Origin of the sequence: Enterococcus sp. DIV2453a (assembly GCF_050533535.1) — a bacterium.
GTDB lineage: Bacteria > Bacillota > Bacilli > Lactobacillales > Enterococcaceae > Enterococcus > Enterococcus faecalis.
Window position 1 is genome coordinate 867,149 of record NZ_CP172899.1, and the last position, 19,911, is coordinate 887,059.

15 protein-coding genes are annotated in these 19,911 nt (G+C 37.6%); 11 read left to right on the forward strand and 4 right to left on the reverse strand.

The features are described 5' to 3' along the window. Nucleotides 1-19: 19 nt before the first annotated feature. Nucleotides 20-352: a putative quinol monooxygenase gene (locus IGK03_RS04405; RefSeq protein WP_202334790.1), complete on the forward strand. Its 333-nt coding sequence runs from the start codon at nt 20-22 to the stop codon at nt 350-352. 113 nt (nt 353-465) lie between these two features. On the opposite strand, the gene ppdK is transcribed toward IGK03_RS04405, so the two are convergent. Further along, nucleotides 466-3,111, reverse strand: coding sequence for a pyruvate, phosphate dikinase (gene ppdK, locus IGK03_RS04410; protein WP_137685741.1), 2,646 nt, complete (start codon nt 3,109-3,111; stop codon nt 466-468). Between the two features lie 169 nt (nt 3,112-3,280). Here ppdK and IGK03_RS04415 point away from each other — a divergent pair, with 169 nt between their 5' ends. Continuing rightward, complete coding sequence (locus tag IGK03_RS04415; RefSeq protein ID WP_002355926.1) at nt 3,281-3,910, forward strand: helix-turn-helix transcriptional regulator; 630 nt, start codon at nt 3,281-3,283, stop codon at nt 3,908-3,910. A 12-nt stretch (nt 3,911-3,922) separates the two neighbouring features. Next, nucleotides 3,923-4,735: a pyruvate, water dikinase regulatory protein gene (locus IGK03_RS04420; protein ID WP_002355927.1), complete on the forward strand. Its 813-nt coding sequence runs from the start codon at nt 3,923-3,925 to the stop codon at nt 4,733-4,735. Between the two features lie 70 nt (nt 4,736-4,805). Here IGK03_RS04420 and mprF read toward each other — a convergent pair whose 3' ends face one another. Next, complete coding sequence (gene mprF / locus IGK03_RS04425) at nt 4,806-7,337, reverse strand: bifunctional lysylphosphatidylglycerol flippase/synthetase MprF (protein ID WP_002358907.1); 2,532 nt, start codon at nt 7,335-7,337, stop codon at nt 4,806-4,808. Further along, on the reverse strand, nt 7,334-8,068 hold the full coding sequence (locus IGK03_RS04430) for an alpha/beta fold hydrolase (protein WP_002361424.1): 735 nt from the start codon (nt 8,066-8,068) through the stop codon (nt 7,334-7,336). The genes mprF and IGK03_RS04430 overlap by 4 nt, the downstream gene beginning before the upstream one ends. Nucleotides 8,069-8,244: 176 nt before the next feature. Between IGK03_RS04430 and IGK03_RS04435 the strand changes: the two genes are divergently transcribed. Together IGK03_RS04435 and IGK03_RS04440 are read left to right on the forward strand one after the other, a co-directional pair. Continuing rightward, on the forward strand, nt 8,245-8,829 hold the full coding sequence (locus IGK03_RS04435; RefSeq protein ID WP_002364651.1) for an AAA family ATPase: 585 nt from the start codon (nt 8,245-8,247) through the stop codon (nt 8,827-8,829). Nucleotides 8,830-8,851: 22 nt separating this feature from the next. Further along, nucleotides 8,852-9,907: an endonuclease/exonuclease/phosphatase family protein gene (locus IGK03_RS04440; protein ID WP_049095783.1), complete on the forward strand. Its 1,056-nt coding sequence runs from the start codon at nt 8,852-8,854 to the stop codon at nt 9,905-9,907. A gap of 48 nt (nt 9,908-9,955) precedes the next feature. Here the strand turns inward: IGK03_RS04440 and IGK03_RS04445 are convergent, their stop codons facing one another. Further along, nucleotides 9,956-12,193 (reverse strand): ATP-binding cassette domain-containing protein, encoded by a 2,238-nt coding sequence (locus IGK03_RS04445; protein ID WP_430602504.1) that lies wholly within the window; start codon nt 12,191-12,193, stop codon nt 9,956-9,958. A gap of 161 nt (nt 12,194-12,354) precedes the next feature. Here IGK03_RS04445 and IGK03_RS04450 point away from each other — a divergent pair, with 161 nt between their 5' ends. The 6 genes from IGK03_RS04450 (at nt 12,355) to IGK03_RS04475 (ending at nt 19,879) form a co-directional block, all read left to right on the forward strand. Then, nucleotides 12,355-14,643: an amidase family protein gene (locus tag IGK03_RS04450; RefSeq protein ID WP_430602506.1), complete on the forward strand. Its 2,289-nt coding sequence runs from the start codon at nt 12,355-12,357 to the stop codon at nt 14,641-14,643. Between the two features lie 76 nt (nt 14,644-14,719). Continuing rightward, nucleotides 14,720-15,664, forward strand: a complete 945-nt coding sequence (locus tag IGK03_RS04455) for an aminoglycoside phosphotransferase family protein (RefSeq protein WP_049095793.1) — start codon at nt 14,720-14,722, stop codon at nt 15,662-15,664. 42 nt (nt 15,665-15,706) lie between these two features. Next, a complete protein-coding gene (locus IGK03_RS04460; protein ID WP_033624885.1) occupies nt 15,707-16,360 on the forward strand; it encodes a DUF4767 domain-containing protein in 654 nt (217 codons plus the stop codon). Between the two features lie 109 nt (nt 16,361-16,469). Then, a complete protein-coding gene (gene ndk, locus IGK03_RS04465; protein WP_002381321.1) occupies nt 16,470-16,880 on the forward strand; it encodes a nucleoside-diphosphate kinase in 411 nt (136 codons plus the stop codon). Nucleotides 16,881-17,040: 160 nt separating this feature from the next. Next, nucleotides 17,041-18,651 carry an aspartate 4-decarboxylase gene (gene aspD / locus IGK03_RS04470; RefSeq protein WP_002355939.1) on the forward strand — a complete coding sequence of 537 codons (1,611 nt, stop codon included), beginning with the start codon at nt 17,041-17,043 and terminating at the stop codon, nt 18,649-18,651. A 142-nt stretch (nt 18,652-18,793) separates the two neighbouring features. Beyond that, entirely contained in the window at nt 18,794-19,879 is a 1,086-nt protein-coding gene (locus IGK03_RS04475) for a lipoprotein (protein WP_002386205.1), read from the forward strand. Nucleotides 19,880-19,911 lie beyond the last annotated feature (32 nt).

The window sequence follows — 19,911 nt, forward strand, 5'->3', positions numbered from 1 at the left end:
AATTTAGGGAGGAAGACAGATGGCGATTACTATAAATATTTATTATAGTGGGACAAATGGAGGTGCAAGAGAATTTGCCAAAGAAATGATTGCCAGCGGAATTGTAGAGGCGATTCGTGCAGAAAAAGGGAATAGTCGCTATGAATACTTTTTTCCAATGGACGATGAAGAAACAGTTCTGCTGATTGATAGTTGGACAGATCAGGAAGCATTAGACAAACACCACGCTTCTCCAATGATGATCCGTATTACGGAACTTAGAGAAAAATATGATTTGCATATGAAAGTAGAAAGATATGTATCAGATGTAACAGACCCCTTGACAAAAGATGCCGCGTTTATAAGAAAATAACCAGAGTACAATCATTGATCTTAAAATTTAGTGCTAGGAACATCAAGCGTTTCGACTGATGTTCCTAGCACTTTTTATCTTGTAAGGATGAATCATTTGTTACACACGTTAAATTAAAGAAGGACCATTTGTTCTTCAGTCACAGCCGGTTCGGTTAAAATTTTGGCTTGGGCAGCTGCGAGTTTCGCAATAGGTACCCGATAAGGTGAGCAAGAGATGTAGTTTAGGCCAAGTGTTTGGAAAAACGTGATGGATTGCGGATCACCACCGACTTCTCCACATACGCCAATACTCATATTTGGTTTAGTGCGACGCGCTTTCTCTACAGCTAATTGAATCAATTGACCAACACCTGTTTGATCTAATGATTGAAACGGATCTTGGGTAATGATTTTCTTTTCCCGATACGTATTAATGAATTTACCGATATCATCACGAGAAAAACCATAGGTCATTTGTGTTAAATCATTTGTTCCAAAGCTGAAAAAGTCTGCTTCTTCTGCTAACTGATCCGCAATCAGACAAGCTCTAGGTAGTTCAATCATTGTCCCGATTTCGTAAGGGAAAGGAGTCATTTTATGTTCTTCAAAGAGACCGTCAATCGTTTCTTTTAAAATGCGTTTGAGATAGAGAAGTTCTTCTTTTTCGGCGATTAGAGGAATCATCACTTCTGGATAAACAGTAATTCCTTCTTTGACTAATCGAATGGCACTAGTAAATAAGGCTGTAACTTGCATTTTGTATATTTGTGGTTGGGTCACACCTAAGCGACAACCACGATGGCCCAACATTGGATTGGTTTCTTGTAACCGTTCAATTTGTTTGGCGATGGTCACTGGGAACCGTTGTAGTTGCTTCGCCAATAATTGAATATCATTCTTTTCATGAGGTAAAAACTCATGCATCGGCGGATCTAACAAGCGGACCACCATGGGCTTGTCTTGAACTACTTTCAGCATTTGATAAAAGTCTTCCTGTTGAAAATGAAGAAGTTGCTCCAACGCATAGGCTGCTTCCTTTTCAGACTCTGCTAAAATCAGGCGACGCATTTCCAAGACACGCTCTTCCCCGAAAAACATATGCTCTGTTCGCGCTAAACCAATCCCCGCTGCGCCAAAACGGATAGCAGTCTCTAAATCTTGTGTAGTTTCTGCATTGGCACGAACAGTTAAATCAGCGTACGCATCTGCCCAAGACAAGAGCTCTTGAAGGTCATCGTTATTATCAGCAGAAATTGTGGGAATTTCGCCAAGATAAATTTCCCCCGTTGAGCCATCGACGGAAATGATTGTTCCTTCTAAGATGACTTGTGGCCCGCAGTGTAGTTGTTTGGCTTCTTCATTGACGGTTAAACTTTCACAACCAGTCACACAGCAAGTTCCCATTCCTCGTGCCACCACAGCGGCATGAGAAGTCATTCCGCCACGACTGGTCACAATTGCTTCGCTTACAACCATGCCTTCAATATCTTCTGGTGAAGTTTCTTGACGAACAAGAATGACTTTCTTTCCTAGATTGGTCAGTTCTTTGGCTTTTTCTGCTGTAAAAACAATTTGGCCACTTGCTGCACCAGGACTAGCAGGAAGACCCATAGCTAAGCGTTCCATGTGTTGTCGTTTCTCTTGATCAAACACGGGATGAATTAATTGATCAATCGTATCAGGTGTCACACGCAACAGTGCTTCTTGTTTAGTAATGCGATTTTCTTTGGCTAAGTCTAAAGCAATTTTAACCGTAGCTGCGGCGGTTCGTTTCCCGTTTCTTGTTTGTAAAATATATAATTTTTCATTTTCAATGGTAAATTCAATATCTTGCATGTCACGATAATGATATTCTAAAAGTTCTGCGTAATGGCGAAAATCTTGATAAACTTTTGGCATAGTCAAACGTAAACGACGAATGGGTTCTGGCGTCCGAATACCAGCCACTACATCTTCTCCTTGCGCGTTCAAAAGAAACTCTCCAAACAGTTGATTTTCCCCTGTGACCGGATTTCTAGTAAAGACAACGCCAGTGCCACTGTCTAGTCCACGATTGCCGAAAACCATTTCTTGAATGTTGACAGCTGTACCTAAGTCATGTGCAATATGATGTAAGTTTCGATAAACCACTGCACGTTGATTATTCCATGAATCAAAAACAGCTTTGATTGCTTCAAAAAGTTGTGCGACAGGGTCTTGCGGGAAGACCACCTGATGTTGTTCAAAAACTTCTTGGTAGCGGACAATCAAGGCGAAATGATCTGCTTCTTGAAAAGCGGTAATTTTTTTGTTTAGCTCTTGTTCCAAGCGCTCTTTTTGTTGGTCAAATAATTCTTTGGGAATGTGATAGACGACGTCTCCAAACATTTGAATAAGTCGGCGATAACAGTCAAAAGCAAAACCAGGAGAGGTTAAGGTCGCAAATTTTTTCACACGTTGATCATTTAAACCTAAATTTAAAATAGTATCCATCATACCAGGCATCGAGAAGGCAGCACCGCTGCGAACGGAAACTAAGAGAATCTCATTGTCCGCGGTAAAAGATTTGCCTGTTTCAGTTTCTAGATTTTTAACCGCTTTCAAAATTTCTGATTGTAAGTGTTCTTCAAAGAAAGTAGCATCTGCCAAATAGTCCATACAGCAACGGGTTGTAATCGTGAATCCTTGTGGAATCGGCAAACCTAAGCGTGTCATTTCTGCCAAGTTTGCCCCTTTACCACCAAGAGTCTCTTTACCTTCATTGTGTGTTTCGTTAAAAGAATAAATAAACTTTTTCATGCGTGACCTCCGTTTAATATGTGTCTTATATGTTCAATAAACATCATAATAGACGGAAATAAGTTTGTCAATAGAAAAAGTTTCTTGTCAATATGTTGAAAAAACAATAAATATGTGTATAATTGTAAGCGAATGCACAATTTGTTTAAGAGGAATTGAGGAGGAAATGATGAAATTAAGTAAACGACAAGAGCAAATTATCGCTGTTGTAAAAGAGCATCAGCCAGTTAGTGGTGAACGCATTTCGGACATACTAGCCGTTTCACGTGCGACATTGCGTTCTGATTTGTCTTTTTTAACACTTTCAGGAATTTTAAAAGCAAGTCCGAAAGTTGGTTATACTTACGAAAGTGATAATATGGAGGCTTTTTTCTTTTTTGATGTTTTTCAAACAAAAGTTCAGGAGATCATGAGTCCACCATTGATGGTTGCCCAAGACACCTCAATTCGAGATGCGATTACCAACTTGTTTATGTATGATGTCGGTTCTCTTTATGTCATGGATGAAGCAAAAGAATTATTAGGGGTTTTGTCACGAAAAGATTTATTACGGGCCTCTTTAAATACAAATATTGATGGCACACCTGTTGCTGTTTGTATGACAAGAGTGCCACATGTGAAAACCTGCACACCAGAATTTACTATTCTTGAAGCTGCTGACACTTTGCAAAAATACGAAGTGGATTCTTTGCCAGTCGTTGAAAAAGAAAATCCTAAAAAAGTTATTGGAAAAATTACGAAAACGAAAATTTTAACCTATATTACGCAACAAGCGAAAGAAGCCGCACAAAACAGATAAGGGAGCTTAATTATGAAAAAAGAAATCATTGTTTATACTATTTCCGATTCACTTGGAGAAACATCACAAAAATTGTTAGCTGCAGCAAGCGCACAATATCCAGATATTTCTTTTCTTAATCGATACAATTTTTCTTTTGTCACAACAGAAGAAGAATTATTGGAGATTTTAAAAGATGCCTTAAAAGATAAAGCCTTAGTTGTCAGTACATTAGTCAGTAAACAACTAATCACAGCGGCGAAAGAATTTAGTGAACGAACAGGGTTGTTATATTTAGATTTAATGGCGCCATTTTTTGAATTAATTCAAGCGAAAGCCGGAGTAGATCCTATTGAAGAGCCTGGACGACGCCATCAACTAGATCGTGCTTACTTTGATAAAATCTCAGCGATTGAATTTGCTGTAAAATATGATGATGGCAAAAATCCTCAAGGGTTTCTTGATTCTGATATATTGTTGTTAGGCGTTTCGCGGACCTCAAAAACGCCAGTCAGTATGTATTTAGCAAATCAAGGCTACCGCGTTTCTAACTTACCATTAATTCCAGAAGTTCCATTGCCGCCAATTTTGGAAGAAATGGATCCACAAAAAATGATTGGTTTAGTTTGTTCGCCAGAAACATTAGGTCAGATTCGTAGCAGTCGGTTGGCTTCTTTAGGTTTAGGTAATGAGACCAGTTATACCAATGTTGAACGGATTGAACAAGAATTAGCCTATGCCGAAGAAATTTTTGCGAAGTATGGTATCCCAGTGATTGATGTAACCGCAAAATCTGTCGAAGAAACAGCCTTTTTAATTAAAGAAAAACTAGATGAAAGAAATTAAAAAGCTTGGCAACCTCACTAAATTTCAGTGAAGTTGCCAAGCTTTTTATACTTAATTGGGCTTCTTTTTGTTAGTCAATATTTTTTTGATCGACAATGAGTAAAGCAATCATCACGTAGACAATCCAGCTACTTTTAGAATAAAGTGTATAGCGGGGTTGCCATTTGCTAGCAAATTTTTCCTTGTATTCGCGTAATCCTTGGAAGGAGTAGATTTCTGAACCAAATTCATAAATTAACGCAGCAATCCGTTCTTGAATAAAACTTTTTCTTGATTGACCAACGTTGGCTAACGGAGCCATCCCTAAATTGAAATAATGAATATTTTCTGTTTTCATATATTCAAATAAATGAATAAATAGGAAATCCATACTTCCAGAAGGGGCTTTTTCTTTATGGTGACGCATCAAGTCGATGGTACCAACTTCATTTGTGTAACTAGGAATGATATTAGCGAAAGAGACCATTTCTCCTTCAGCATTTCGGACAACAGCAATTGGGTTTCTTTGAAGATACGCTTCATCGAAAAATCCCAGTGAAAAGCCTTTTTCTTTTCGATTGTCTAACCAACTATCTGAAATAGCTTTTAATTCGTGCATTTGTTCGGCACTAAAAGGAGGTTGGAGTACGTCAAATGAATAGCCGGCTTTGGTAATTTTATTAAACACTGCTCGGGTGCCTTTGAATTTTTTCCCAGACATCGTAAATGTTTCTAGATTAACTAAGGCTTCTTCGCCCATTTTGATAAATTCGTAGCCATATTCGTGTAGTAACATCACGCTGTCCTCATTGGTTTCGTAAAAGACGGGGACATAGCCGAAACGATCTGTTTCTTTAAGGAATGCATCAATCGCCGCAGGAAAATCTTCTTTGTTCCCCGAAGGATTGCCCATCACAACGCATTTATTATTAATGGTGTTGAATTGTAAAAAGACAGTCGGTTCTTCTTTGGGATATAAGAAAACCTGTTTATCATGAAGAAAGACAAGTTCACTGTCAATATTCCCGCCATAAGTTGTTAAGATATTATGCAAGATACTATCTTCTGGAAACTCACCCACTTGGTGTTTTTTCCCTTGGAGGTAGCGAACAAATAGAAAGTTAAAACTCATAACTAAGAGGATAGCGATAAATCCTGACAACCAGATCCGTTCGGAAGGGAACAAGAAAAATTCCACAAAATGATGACGATGGTGTGGGAAGTTCGGTAAATTATAAACACCAATTACCAGGTATAACAAAGTCAACAAGCCAAAGATAAACCCATCAATCGTCATCCACTCCCAAGAGTAAACCAGTTGTTCACGGTATAATTCTGATTTTGAAAAAATAACGATAAATAATAAAATAGCTAAATAGAAAATGGAAAACATACTAAAGTCAACAACAAATGAATACAAGATAGCACCAATTAATAAAATAATCGTTGGATAATAGGCTCTTTTAACACGATCAGCAATCCCACGTCCCATAATTAATAATGCAAAGCCTAAAACAATACTCGGAATTTGAATAATAATATGTGAACGGAAGGGGTTAATATCTCTTAACCAATGCACTTGAGTGAAGGCTTCTGGAATAGTGGCTAGGAGCACCATCATAATTCCTGAAAAATAAAGTAAAACCACTTCTAATTTGTGGGCAATTTCCAAAGTAATTTGTTTCAGTAATTGTCGATAATGAGTATCCAATTTTTGGCTTAAGTGTTTTGTAAAGAACAAACAGCCAATTAAGAAAGGAATAATATAATAGAATAAACGATAGAGCAATAACCACAAAACAATAATTTCACGATCGACACCTAAGTTGCTCAGTCCTAAAATCATCATGACATCAAAACTACCTAAAGCCCCTGGAATCATCGAAGCAATCCCAATAATCGAAGCTGCTACATATAAAGGAACAATATCAATTAAAGGAATCGGTACATCTAATAAGTAACCAATACTGATAAAGGTAATTAAAACACCTGTCCATTCTAAAAACGAAGAAACAACTAAAGATAAGCGATTTTTTGCATCGAGGTTACCAAAGGAACTATTTTTTTGGAAATGTAAAATAAGATAAAGTAATGGGAAATAAAGACCGCCACCTAATAACCAAATCCAATATTGCTGTAAATAAGCCATCTTTGGATCAAACTGAACAAGGAAAAAGCAAAGAATACTATAAATAGATAGACCGGATAACACAAAAAGTAAAATATGGGTTAACGCAGGTAAAATTTTCTTTTCCTCTGTTTTATTTCCATAAAATTCAGAACGAAGTCCCATGCTGACCAAACCACCGAATCCACCAATATTATTGATTGTATTGACAATCCAGCTAGATTCAAGGAGTTCCCGTTTTGAGACTTTCAAGTTTAAAATGCGATTTAATGTTAAGTCATAATTTAGCATCGGAGTAACGGAAACTAAACCGATAACCATCATCAATAACAATTTCCATAGCGGAATCTCATCAAAAATCTGTTTTAACTGTTCAAATGAGATCGTTTTACCAATTGATAAAAGTTGGGCAACAACAATAATTGAGACCGCAATAACAAACAGTGTTTTTAGTAATCCTGTATGCGTTTTGATCCAATGAATAATTTGTTTCATTTAGACACCTTCATTTCCTTTAAGAATTTTTCGATTGTTTTATTAAAAATATCTGGTGAGTTTTTGGCAAATAAATGACCCTGTTTATTTACCAAGACCAATTTGCCATCAGGAATGGCATCAGCAATCGCCCGTGAATGGGAAAGCGCAATTAAATCTCGACTGCCAGTAATAACAAGAGTAGGACAGGGGATGTGTTCTAAATCTTGTTTTGTCAGTCCAGTATCTTCAAATAACAGAGCCACGATAGGGAGCCGTGCGCGCAATTTTTTTGAAAAAAAGGCGCCAATACGACAAAACCAATATTGAAAATAAGTGGCAATCGTTACATATTTTTTCAGACCAGACATGGTGACATTTCCAGAATTTAAGACGAGTTTGTTGACGAAATCAGGATATAAATGGGTAAAAACCATGGCAATATTTGCTCCGTCACTAAAGCCCAATAAATTAATTTTTGTTAAGTGTTCTTGTTGAATAATACCAGCTAAATCTTCTGCCAAAAGCGGAAAAGTTAATTGACTTTGTGTATTGGTGGAACGTCCATGTCCGCGGGTATCCACCGCAATAACTTGATACTCCTTGGAGAAATAAGAAATTTGATAATTAAAAAAAGTATGATCATTGCCATTACCATGAAGTAACACAAGGGGGTAATTTGTTTCTTTGCCAAAAATTTGATAAAAAATTTGACTGCCATCTATTGTTTGAAAATATTTTTCTATTGCCATTCTCCGTCACCTATCTCATCTATAATCAATCGAGTCCTCTCTCATTATAGAGTCTTTTGTCTTTTTTTTGTAATAAAAAACAGAAAATTTTCCGAACAGTTTTGTAAGGTGTTGTAATATAGTGTGATATAGTAGAAGATAGCCACCTAAAAATTAGACTAGAGGAGGGAAAGTTGATGTCTTTAATCGTTTTAATTGGTGCCCAAGCTGTCGGGAAAATGACCGTTGGCAAGGCTTTAGAAAAGCAGTTAGATGCTAAATTACTATTTAATCATCAAACCATTGACTTATTTGCAAACTATCTTGGGTATACGGAACGTGCGTTTCAATTGTCTGATTCCGTTAGAAAGGAACTTTTTCATGCCTTTGTAGAAAATCCAGCCACAAATACAACAAAAAACATTATTTTTACAGTGGTGATTGCTTTTGATCAAGAACAGGATTTTCAATTTTTAGAAGAAATATCAGAAATTTTTCTTAGTAAACATGAGTCCGTTTATTTCGTCGAACTCGTCTCTTCAACAGAAATCCGCCTAGAACGGAATGTTCATCCAGAGCGGCTAGAGGCAAAACCTTCAAAACGCGATGTCGACTTTTCTCGAAAAGAATTACTCAATACCTTCAAAGAACATCGGTTAGTAAGCCACGAAGGCGAACTAGAAAGTACATTTCCAAATGTAAAAATAACGAAAATAAATAATTCAAACATGACACCAGAAGAAGTAGCAACGAAGATAATTGCTACTTTTGGTTTGACATAATGTGAAAGGAACATCGGAATCAATGAAAAAGTTTTTTAAATATCTCGGTAGCTTGATGGTCCTTCTTCTAAGCATAGCTTTAATTTTGATAGGATATTTAACCTTCCGAGAGTTTCGACCACGAGCGGTTGAACCAGTTGCTATAAATAAACAATTTTCAGAGCAAACCATCGAAAAAAAGCAATCCATTTCTTTAGTCACGTATAACATAGGCTATGCCGGCCTAGGACAAACAGAAGATTTTTTTATGGACGGTGGCAAAACTGTCCAACCAGTTAATAAGGCAATGGTCCAACAGAATTTAACGGGCATTGAAGAAACCTTGAAAGAATTACCAGCGATGATTTACTTATTCCAAGAAGTCGATCGTCGCTCGCAACGTTCTTATGAAGTCAATCAAGAGGAAGAGTTACAAAAACAGCTACAGCTGAACAGCGCATTTGCTTATAATTTTAAGGTAGATTATGTGCCCATTCCTTGGCCGCCGATTGGACGAGTAGAAAGTGGTTTATTAACATTATCAAATGAAAAAATAACAGAGGCCCAACGCATTGCTTTACCCAATCCCTTTCGTTGGCCCGTTAGCATTAGTAACTTAAAACGAGCACTTCTAGAAACGCGCTTTCCAATTAAAGGCACAGACAAAGAATTAGTGGTTTTTAACTTACATTTGGAAGCCTATGACAATGGGGAAGGGAAGATTGCTCAAAGCAAAAAGTTAGCTGACGTATTATCCCAAGAATACGCTAAAGGAAACTATGTAATTGCTGGAGGTGACTTTAATCAAGTTTTCAAAGGCAGTCATCGATATCCTGACTTAGGGGAAGCTGGTTGGGTACCAGGAGAAATTGATCCTGCAGACTTACCTAAACATTTTTCACTTGCTTATGATGATCAACAACCGACTGTGCGGGTGCTTAATAAGCCTTACACTGGCTCTTATGAAACATCCCAAGTGTATGTAATTGATGGTTTTATTGTTTCTGATAATGTGGCTGTTCATAGCGTGAAAACAAAGGACGAACAATTTAAATATACAGATCACCAACCTGTGAAGATGGAAGTGGGGTTGAAATAGAAAAAGTACAAACGGTGCTCATTGCTTGCACCGTTTGTACTTTTTATTTTATAGATAGCCTTTAGTAATAGAATGAGTGGAATTTAACATATTTGCTGGCGTTCCTGTAAAAAGAAGCTGTCCGCCATTTTCTCCACCTTCGGGACCTAGTTCAATCAACCAGTCGGCACTTTTAATCACATCAATGTGATGTTCTAATAAAATTAAGCTGTTTCCTTCTTCTACCATTCGATTGAAAAGTTGAAGACTTTGTTGGATATCAATTAAGTGTAAGCCATCTGTAGGTTCATCCATTAAATAGATAGCTTTTTTTTGGTGAAGTGTGTCTGCTAATTTTACCCTTTGCAATTCGCCACCGGATAATGTTGAGAGCGATTGATTGAGTTTAAGGTAGCTTAAGCCAACTTCTAGTAAATTTTTTAATGAAAGAGCAAAAGGCTGGTCTTTGAAAAAATCATAGCCATCTTTAACGCTTAAAGCTAGTACTTCAACGATATTTTTTCCGTTATACAGATAATGAAGCACCTCTTCTTTGTAACGCGTTCCGTGACAGGTTTCGCAAATACTAGTGACATCCTCCATAAAAGACATATCGGAGACAATTATTCCTTTCCCCTTGCAAGTAGGACAGGCGCCTTTGGAATTATAGCTAAATAAAGCTGGACTAACATGATTTTCTTCCGCAAACAGTTTGCGGACCTTATCAAAAATATTGAGATAGGTCATTGGTGTGGATCGTAAATTTGCGGTAATGCTTTTTTGTGAAAGATGAATAATTTCTTGGTTATCAGCCTGGGCTTTTTGATAAATTTCTTCCGCTAATGATGATTTACCTGAACCAGCGACCCCACAAATAACAGTCAAAACTCCTAACGGAACTTCGACAGATAGATTGTTTAAATTATGCAGTGTCGCATGTTCGATTGATAAAGACTTCCTTGCTTTTCTTGGTTGGTCGTTTAAAGGGAGCGGCTCTTGAAGCGCTTGACTAGTCAAGGTTTTGGAGACTAAAAATGCGTCATACGTTCCTGAAAACTGGACATGGCCACCATTTTCGCCTGCGAAAGGTCCTATATCGATGATAAAATCAGCTTCTCTAATTAATTGTGGATTATGTTCCACGAGAACCACGGTGTTTCCTTTATTTTTTAAATTGAGCAATGCACGACTGATCCGTTCGATGTCCTTTGGATGTAAGCCAGCACTTGGTTCATCTAAAATATACATAATATCGTTTAAGGAGCTGTTTACATACTTAGCAATTTTAATCCGCTGTGCTTCACCACCAGAAAGTGTTTCAGTTGCCCGTCCTAATGTGAGGTAGGAGAGACCGATATTAATTAATGCTTCTAGACGTACAAGTAGCTCTTCTTGAATAGTTTTTATTAAGGATAGGTCCATTGAACGAATAAAAGAATGTAATTCAGTGAGTGGCATGTCAACAGCATCAGCAATACTTTTCTGATTAATTTTGCAGTTACGAACACGTTCATTGACTCTACTTCCTAAACAATCAGGACATCTTTTTACGGTAACAAAGTGATTAAGGTATTTTTGATGACGTTTGCCTTCGTCTGTATGCAATATGCTACGTTGCATGCGCGGGACGATTCCTTCATACAAAGCTGTATGAGGCCATTCTTTGGGCGGATTAGCCAGTTTTTGTTGTGGAGCATATAAAAATAATGCTAACTCTTCAGGAGAATAGTCCTTGATTTTTTTATCCAAATCAAATAGACCACTATGGGCATAACGCTTCCACCGCCAGTTGCCAACTGTAAATGTGGGGAAATCGATAGGCCCTTCGTTTAATGATTTGTCATAATCAACTAGCTGATGAAGATTGATTTCGGTAATCTTTCCTAAGCCATCGCATGTTGGACATTTTCCATCCGGATGATTAAACGAAAAAGTATCTGAATAACCAACAAATGGAGAACCTGCTCGTGAAAACAGCAAACGTAAAAACGTATAAATATCTGTATACGTTCCCACTGTCGAACGAGAATTACCTGCTACTTTTTTCTGGTCAATGACAATTGCAACAGGAAGATTCTCGATTTTTTCAACTTCTGGACGACCATATTTGGGTAAGTAATTTTGAACAAACGAACTAAATGTATCATTTAGTTCACGACGTGATTCAGCGGCTAATGTGTCAAATACTAAGGAGGACTTTCCTGAACCCGAAAGTCCAGTAACAACAGTTAGTTGCTTTTTAGGGATATTGACAGAGATATTCTTCAAATTATTTTGTGTTGCGTGCTTAATTTCAATCCATTCCATTAAAAAACCTCCGTTTCTATTCTATTTTAGCATATAAAAAGAACCTAGCCTAAAAGTTGAACATGGGAATTTTCAAGAGAACTTTACTTTTTAATCGCTTTCATTTATGCTATAAATAATACAGATTTTTTAACTGTATTAATAGATAAAGGATGTGACTTATGAAGAAGTCGATTTTGTTCAAAAAGTTAGGGATTATTTTATTAATTAGCCAAACACTGGTAGGGGTACCAATGTTGGCACAAGAAAGTATACTAGAAACAACCGTTCAAACAGAAACGGAATCAGTAACAACAGAAACCAGTCAGACGGTAGCTAACTTGGAATCTGAAACTACTAGCCAAACGGTGATGCAGGAAAAAGAATCCTCTTCGGCAATCGCCGAAAGCAGTAGCCGAAATGTGGTTGCAGTAACCACTGAAACCACAAATGAGATACAAAATAGTGATACAGATGGAAAAGCTGTTTCTGCAGAGAGTGTTTTTTCAGAAGCAGATTATAAACAAGCAACTGCACTGGAGTTAGCAACTTTAGTAAGAGAAAAAAAGGTGACGAGCGAAGAATTAGTAAAAATTGCGTTGGCCATCACTAAACGTGAAAATCCTACATTAAATGCGGTCATTACTTTACGAGAAGAAGCGGCTTTGACAGAAGCAAAAGCTTTACAAGATACAGGTCAACCATTTCTAGGTGTGCCGCTCTTACTAAAAGGGTTAGGACAATCCTTGAAAGGTGAAAGCAACACGAACGGTTTTGGTTTTCTCCGAGATCAAGTAGCTGGTGGGACATCGACCTTTGTCAAAGCACTACAAAATGCCGGATTCATAATCATTGGTCAAACGAATTATCCAGAATTAGGTTGGAAGAATATTTCAGATTCAAAGTTATATGGCGTTTCCGTCAATCCATGGAATCCTAACCATTATTCAGGTGGTTCTTCAGGCGGAGCGGGTGCTAGTGTCGCCGCGGCATTTGTTCCCATTGCTTCTGGAAGTGATGCTGGTGGCTCTATCCGCATCCCTGCTTCTTGGACAGGCACCGTAGGCTTGAAACCTTCTAGAGGAGTAATCATTGGCAATTCTAATAGTGTAAAAGGTCAAACTGTTCACTTTGGTTTAAGTCGAACTGTGGCGGATACAAATGCATTATTTGAAACCTTATTAACCAAAAAAGATCTTCCTGCGGGACATTTAAGTCAAGCGCAACCCATTGCTTATACAACAGAATCCCCTGCCGGAACGCCTGTAAGTGCCGAAGCAAAAGAGGCGGTCGCTGAAGCTGTTGCTTTTTTAAAAGACCAAGGGTACACATTGGTTGAAGTGAAGCACCCTGTTGACGGGGAACGTCTAATGAAAAATTATTATACTGTAGCTGCTGGCTCAGCTGGGATTGCCGATTTTATGGTGCGGCAGAAATTGAAAAGACCGCTTGAACGAAATGATGTAGAACTGTTAACATGGGCGCTTTTTCAAACAGGAAAAAATATAACGAGTGAAGAGACAACTGCGGCTTGGACAGATATTGCTTTACAAGCACAAGCGATGGACGAATTTTATCAACAGTATCCTATCTTATTAACACCAACGACAGCTGCCACCGCGCCTAGTATTGATAATCCGTTACTAAAACCAGAACATGCAGCACAGATGGAAAAAATTGATCAATTGTCACCAGCAGAACAAAAACAATTGATTTATGACCAATGGCTGACGGCGTTCACATATACACCGTTTACACAACAAGCAAATTTATTTGGACATCCAGCATTAAGTGTGCCAACTTACGTTTCAAAAGAAGGACTGCCTTTGGGGATTCAATTTAATAGTGCATTAAATGAAGACCGAACATTGCTACAATTAGGCGCTTTATTTGAAAATAACCACAAGATAAATCAACCACATGTAGAAGAACCAGACAAAGACAAAGAACCAGATGCAAGTGGCGAACCAGAAAAAGACAAAGAGCCGGATGCAAGTGGCGAACCAGAAAAAGACAAAGAGCCGGATGCAAGTGGCGAACCAGATAAAGATAAAGATAAAGATAAAGATAAAGAACTAGATACAAGTGGCGAACCAGATAAAGACAAAGAAACAAAAACAAGTGAAGGACCAATCGAAGGAAAAGATCAAAACCAAAACCAAAACCAAAACCAAAACCAAAACCAAAACCAAAACCAAAACCAAAACCAAAACCCAGACAAAGCTGGAAAAACTACTAGTGAGTCATCCTTAGATAATTCGCTGAATTCATCAGCAAATCAGGGAACCAAATCAACAGAAAGTACGCATGCTTTTTCTAATAAAAGTATGATTGGGAAACAAGAACAGCTTCCCAAAAAAGTATTACCAAAAGCAGGTGCAGAAGTACCTAGTACTTTCTGGATTATTTTAGGAGGAGCTTTCTTAGTAACGAGTGGAACGATTTATATAAGGAAAACTAGAAAACGATAACCAGTGAAGGTTGGAGACAATTTATCCCCAATTGTCTCCAGCCTTTTTTCTTTGGTATACTAAAACCAATAGGGAAATGGAGGCGAAAGTAATGAGGGCGTTTGAGAAGATTCCAGCGTTTCAGCAATGGCAAAAAGTTGAAGCTATTCACCGTGGTTGGTCAACTGATTTAAAGTTTAAAGTTACCAAAAATCAAGAAGCCTTTTTATTGCGAATTTTTCAACAAGAAGAGTTATTAGCTAAACAACAAGAATATCAATTTATCAAAAAAGTAGCGGCGTTAGGATTTCCCAGTTCTAAACCTTTTTTATGTGCACCTATTCCTGAAAGTGAACAAGGATACATGTTATTAACGTATCTAGAAGGTGAAGACTTAAGCGATGTTTTACCCGCTCTTTCTCCCAAAAGACAACTGAACTTAGGCGTAGAGGCGGGCCGCTATTTAAACAAAATCCATAAGCTTTTGTTGCCTGAAAGGATTAGTCAAAGAGAGATTGCGCGAAATTTATACGAAAAAAAGCAGAGCCAACTAAATAAGTATAAGGAATCTCAATTTTGTATGCCGTACCAGCAGCCAATAATTTCATATTTAGAAAAACAATTACCGTTATTGCAACAACGGCCTGTGGTTTATCAGCATGGAGATTTCCATGTGGGAAATTTTATTTACTTGCCAACTAGGCAGGTCGGTGTGATTGATTTTAATCGATGGGATTTTGGGGATCCTTATGAAGAATTTTACAAGTTACAATTTTTTTCAAGAAATGTTTCGCCATTGTTTGCTTATGGTCAATTACAAGGTTATTTTGCTGGGAAAGTTCCTACCTTATTTTGGCAGTTTCAAAAGCTTTATACTTTTCACGCAGGACTCTATTCTTTAGTTTGGGCACTGAGCTTTGGTGAAAAAGAAATCAGGACTATGGAACAGCAATACCAACAATTACTAGAGGACTATAATTGTGGAGAATTACTAGTTCCCAAATGGTTTTCAACTATCCAAAGAAAGGGATTGAGATTTTAGGTTTATTTCGATAGAATAAAAATAAAAACAGGAGTTTAAGGAATGAAACTAAACGGGATTATTATGATAGCGGTTGTTGGAAGCGTTTTATCTGGCTGTGGTTGGCAAAAATCGAAAGAGGAATCACAGAAAGTGCGAACCGTACAAACAAACAATGTAAATACTGAAGAAACAAGAGCAATTTCAGCAACCGAAGTTAGTCAAACCACGGCGTTGGAATTAGAGCAAACAACGCAAACACAAGAATTAACTGAATTAGTTACAGAAGAAGGGACGATTTGGAATCAGCAAAAAGCAAAACAGTTAGGACAATACATGGAAACCTGGGGTCAAGAACGCAATCAGAACTATCAAGCGTACCAACCAGGTCACTCTGTAGCTTTTTACACGATTCAAGTGCCTGATGATTTATTGAGTTATGAACCTAAAATACAACCAGCTATTGGGAACAATCCCATTTGGTTAAATTGGTCAGAAACAGGTAGCGAAGGCGGTTATTGTCTGGTGGCAGTATACTCTGACAGTGCGACACAAGTTGCCCAGAAGCATGTCTATTTATTTACTTTAGTGAATGGTGAAGCCAAAGTTTATGTGAGTAAAGAACAGCCAGTAGAAGAGCAACCTTATTTGTTTTTAAAAGAAACAAGCAATACAGAACTGAAAGAACAATTCACAAACCTTGTGAATAATCTTTAATTTTTTATTTAATCAAAAGGAAAAGAAAATTTATCATTGACAAAGTATCCGCTTTCATTTTATTCTGTAGCTACCCCTTGGGAAAGGGCAAAAGGAAGTTTTGAAAGGGATGGAAAAAATGAAGGAAACAAGTTTAGTAATTATTAAGCCAGATGGCGTTGAACGAAAGTTAGTTGGCAAAATCATTCAACGTTTTGAAGATAAAGGTATTGACTTATTGCACCTTAAATTCGAACGACTAACAGTAGAAACAGTGAAGGAACATTATGAGCATTTAAAAGATGAACTATTTTTCCCTGAATTATTAGCCTATATGACAAGTGGCCCAGTGGTTGTGATGGTCGTTGTAGGGGACAATGTGGTTAAAAAAGTGCGTAAATTAGTTGGAGCAACGAATCCGTTAGATGCTGAAAGTGGCACCTTACGAGCGGATTATGGGTTGTCTGTCACCAAAAATTTAATCCATGCTTCTGATTCTGTCCAATCAGCAAAAATTGAGATGCAACGGTTCTTTGGTTAATCAGCGAAAAAGAAGCAATCCTTTATTTTTTTATAAAGGATTGTTTCTTTTTTATTAATTGTCAGAATATTCCGCTTAAATGGTTGACATCTGGAGGTAGAAGAGTAGTATAGACTACATACTAAATACTAAATGACTGCGTGTGCTTCAGGAGGATAAAATGATAACAAGTGATGAATTGACAGAAAACCTTAGTCCGTTTGAATTAAGTCTATTTTTAGAGAAGAAATTACATGAAGAAAATCATAATTTAGAAACATTGTTAAATGCAGGGCGAGGCAATCCTAATTGGACGGCGCCAACACCAAGGGAAGCCTTTTTTTTATTAGGTCAATTTGCTACAAAAGAAACGTTAAGAGAGGGGAGCGAACAAACGGCTGGTATGATTCAGCCAAGTTTTGGTAGAACGCAACGCTTCTTAAACTTTTTAGCAGAAAATCCTAGCAAAGGGGCAACCTTCTTACAAGAAATTTGGACAGCAGAGCATAACTATTTTGGGATGGATAAGGAAATGTGGTTAGATGCCATGTTAGACTATGTGATTGGGGATAATTATCCGAATCCTGTTCGTTGCTTGAAGGCGTGTGAACAACCGATTAAAGCCTATTTAAATCAAGAATTATTTTCCAGCGAAGCACAACCGTTTGATATTTTTGCCGTTGAAGGTGGTACAGCAGGGATTTGTTACTTGTTTGATACGTTGGCAAATAATTATTTACTAGAAAAAGGTGATCGTATTGCGTTGTTATTACCAACGTTTGCTCCTTATCTAGAAATTCCAGAACTACCACGTTATGATTTTGACGTGGTTAAAATCAAAGCAGAGCAAATGATTATTGATGGAAAAACGACGTATCAATACTCAAACAAGGAAATTGATAAACTAAAAGACCCGTCCATCAAAGCGGTTTTTGTCGTAAATCCCAGCAATCCAACTGCCAATGCTATGGGAAAACCTACCATTGAACAAATCAAACAAATCGTTGCAGTGGATAACCCTAAGCTAATGATTTTAACAGATGACGTTTACGGAACTTTTGTGCCAGCTTTCCGTTCACTATTTACGGAGTTACCTTACAATACAGCCTGTATCTATTCTTATTCTAAATACTTTGGCGCTACCGGTTGGCGTGTGGGGACTATTGCGGTCAGTCAAGAGAACATCTTTGATCAATTATTAAAAGAATTGCCAGTGGCTCGAAAAATGGAATTACAGGCACGTTATGCTACATTGAATGCAGACACAAGCCAAATTAACTTTATCAGCCGCTTAGTCGCAGACAGCCGCGATATTGCGTTGAACCATGCAGCGGGACTTTCTTCTATTCAGCAAGCGATGATGGCTTTATTTAGTTTGTATGCTTTGTTAAAAGACGGTCAAGCATATAAAGACGAAGTGATGGATATTTGTCATACGCGTGAAAAGCTCTTGTTCCGCACCTTAGGCATTGAAGAGCCTTTAGCAAGTTTAAATACAGCATATTATTGTGAAATTAACTTTAGAGATTGGACAGAAAAACGTTATGGCCCAGAATTTTCAAGTTATTTAACGAAATCGTGGACGATCACAAAAGTATTAACCTCTTTAGCAGAAAAAGAAAAATTAATGCTTTTAAAAGCGGATGCTTTCGGGAGTGACAAATGGTCAGTTCGAATTTCTTTAGCCAATTTAGCTACTAACCAATATAGTGAAGTTGGTAAACGAATGATTCGCCTATCTGAACACATTAAAGAAGAGTGGTTGCGCCAAAAGCGCCAAGCAATTAAATAAAAAAACGCTAAGTCTCTTAAGCTGCAAGAGGCTTAGCGTTTTTGTTTATTATTTATTCATTTTTCCGTCAGTTTTGGTTTATAAATGTTTGCTACACTGGAGACAAGAGGAAATTAAGCGTTTATAAAAAGGAGAGAAGTGAATGAAACATATTAAAGGAATGTTGGTTTTTATCGGATTATTTATTTTGGTTGGTTGTGCGCCAGATCAAGAGCCAACGAAACAAACAACAAGTGGTCCGCAAGAGACAAAGCAAGTGAAGCAAGTTACCGTCACCAATCAAACGACTTCTGCGGTGGAAAAACAAGCGCCGACTAAAAATGACGAACTGATTGCTAATCAATTGACTTTTGATTCTCATGAATACACGTACGAAGTGGTTACAGGGGCCACACAAACGACATTTGGGACAACCCCACCAGCAAAATATACACCAGAAGAAAAAAAGAAAAAAATGTTTTGGTCCAATCAACCGCCTTTGGGATTAATGACGGGTAACTATTATAAAAATGAAGGTGTATTTACTGGCGGAAATTACGGCATTGTAGAGATTATTACGGAACCTGAAACGCAAAGGATTCTGAATGTTGAGTTTACAGAGTTTGCTAGTGACCCTTATTATGATACACGCTATTCGGGTGTCAACAAACGCCTGTCGGATTATCCTGAATTTCAAGCAAGCAACACGCGCACAGACGATACGTTAGTCACCGTTGTTAATGGTATTACTTATGTAGAAAAACAAATGCGTGACGAAAATCGTGTCACAGGTAATTTTTATACGGTACGTGGTTCATCAACTTCTGCGCGTGAAGGTTTAATGCCTTTAGCAGCAGAGATGGACACTTGGCTAAAAGAGCCATCGAAAGAAACGTATATCGGTTACGCAGAAGATTTAGGCAATGGCCTAATCGCTCGACTTCAAGTGATAACAGAAGAGCAGAAAATAAAACATGTCAGCTATGATGAATACTTTTCAGATGAACAGGAAAAAATCACAGAAACAGCCCTGCGGCCTTTTTATCGTCAATCGAAATATTATTCACCAGGATATAATAAACAAACCAACAATTCTTTTATTCATTTTGTAGATGCACTAACAAAGGCCATTACGACACAACAAACTTTATCCGTTAACGAAGAACAAGAGCTACAGCATCCGTCTTTTACTACTTATCAAAGATTGGCTGAAAAAATCAGCACGTTTCAAAATTCATTGAAGGAATAAGAAAAACGAAAGTAGGGCATAAGTCGTTTCGA

Bases quoted from the DNA above. Each gene is read 5' to 3' on its own strand.
- IGK03_RS04405 (WP_202334790.1), top strand. From the start codon at position 20: ATGGCGATTACTATAAATATTTATTATAGTGGGACAAATGGAGGTGCA.
- ppdK (WP_137685741.1), bottom strand. From the start codon at position 3,111: ATGAAAAAGTTTATTTATTCTTTTAACGAAACACACAATGAAGGTAAA.
- IGK03_RS04415 (WP_002355926.1), top strand. From the start codon at position 3,281: ATGAAATTAAGTAAACGACAAGAGCAAATTATCGCTGTTGTAAAAGAG.
- IGK03_RS04420 (WP_002355927.1), top strand. From the start codon at position 3,923: ATGAAAAAAGAAATCATTGTTTATACTATTTCCGATTCACTTGGAGAA.
- mprF (WP_002358907.1), bottom strand. From the start codon at position 7,337: ATGAAACAAATTATTCATTGGATCAAAACGCATACAGGATTACTAAAA.
- IGK03_RS04430 (WP_002361424.1), bottom strand. From the start codon at position 8,068: ATGGCAATAGAAAAATATTTTCAAACAATAGATGGCAGTCAAATTTTT.
- IGK03_RS04435 (WP_002364651.1), top strand. From the start codon at position 8,245: ATGTCTTTAATCGTTTTAATTGGTGCCCAAGCTGTCGGGAAAATGACC.
- IGK03_RS04440 (WP_049095783.1), top strand. From the start codon at position 8,852: ATGAAAAAGTTTTTTAAATATCTCGGTAGCTTGATGGTCCTTCTTCTA.
- IGK03_RS04445 (WP_430602504.1), bottom strand. From the start codon at position 12,193: ATGGAATGGATTGAAATTAAGCACGCAACACAAAATAATTTGAAGAAT.
- IGK03_RS04450 (WP_430602506.1), top strand. From the start codon at position 12,355: ATGAAGAAGTCGATTTTGTTCAAAAAGTTAGGGATTATTTTATTAATT.
- IGK03_RS04455 (WP_049095793.1), top strand. From the start codon at position 14,720: ATGGAGGCGAAAGTAATGAGGGCGTTTGAGAAGATTCCAGCGTTTCAG.
- IGK03_RS04460 (WP_033624885.1), top strand. From the start codon at position 15,707: ATGAAACTAAACGGGATTATTATGATAGCGGTTGTTGGAAGCGTTTTA.
- ndk (WP_002381321.1), top strand. From the start codon at position 16,470: ATGGAAAAAATGAAGGAAACAAGTTTAGTAATTATTAAGCCAGATGGC.
- aspD (WP_002355939.1), top strand. From the start codon at position 17,041: ATGATAACAAGTGATGAATTGACAGAAAACCTTAGTCCGTTTGAATTA.
- IGK03_RS04475 (WP_002386205.1), top strand. From the start codon at position 18,794: ATGAAACATATTAAAGGAATGTTGGTTTTTATCGGATTATTTATTTTG.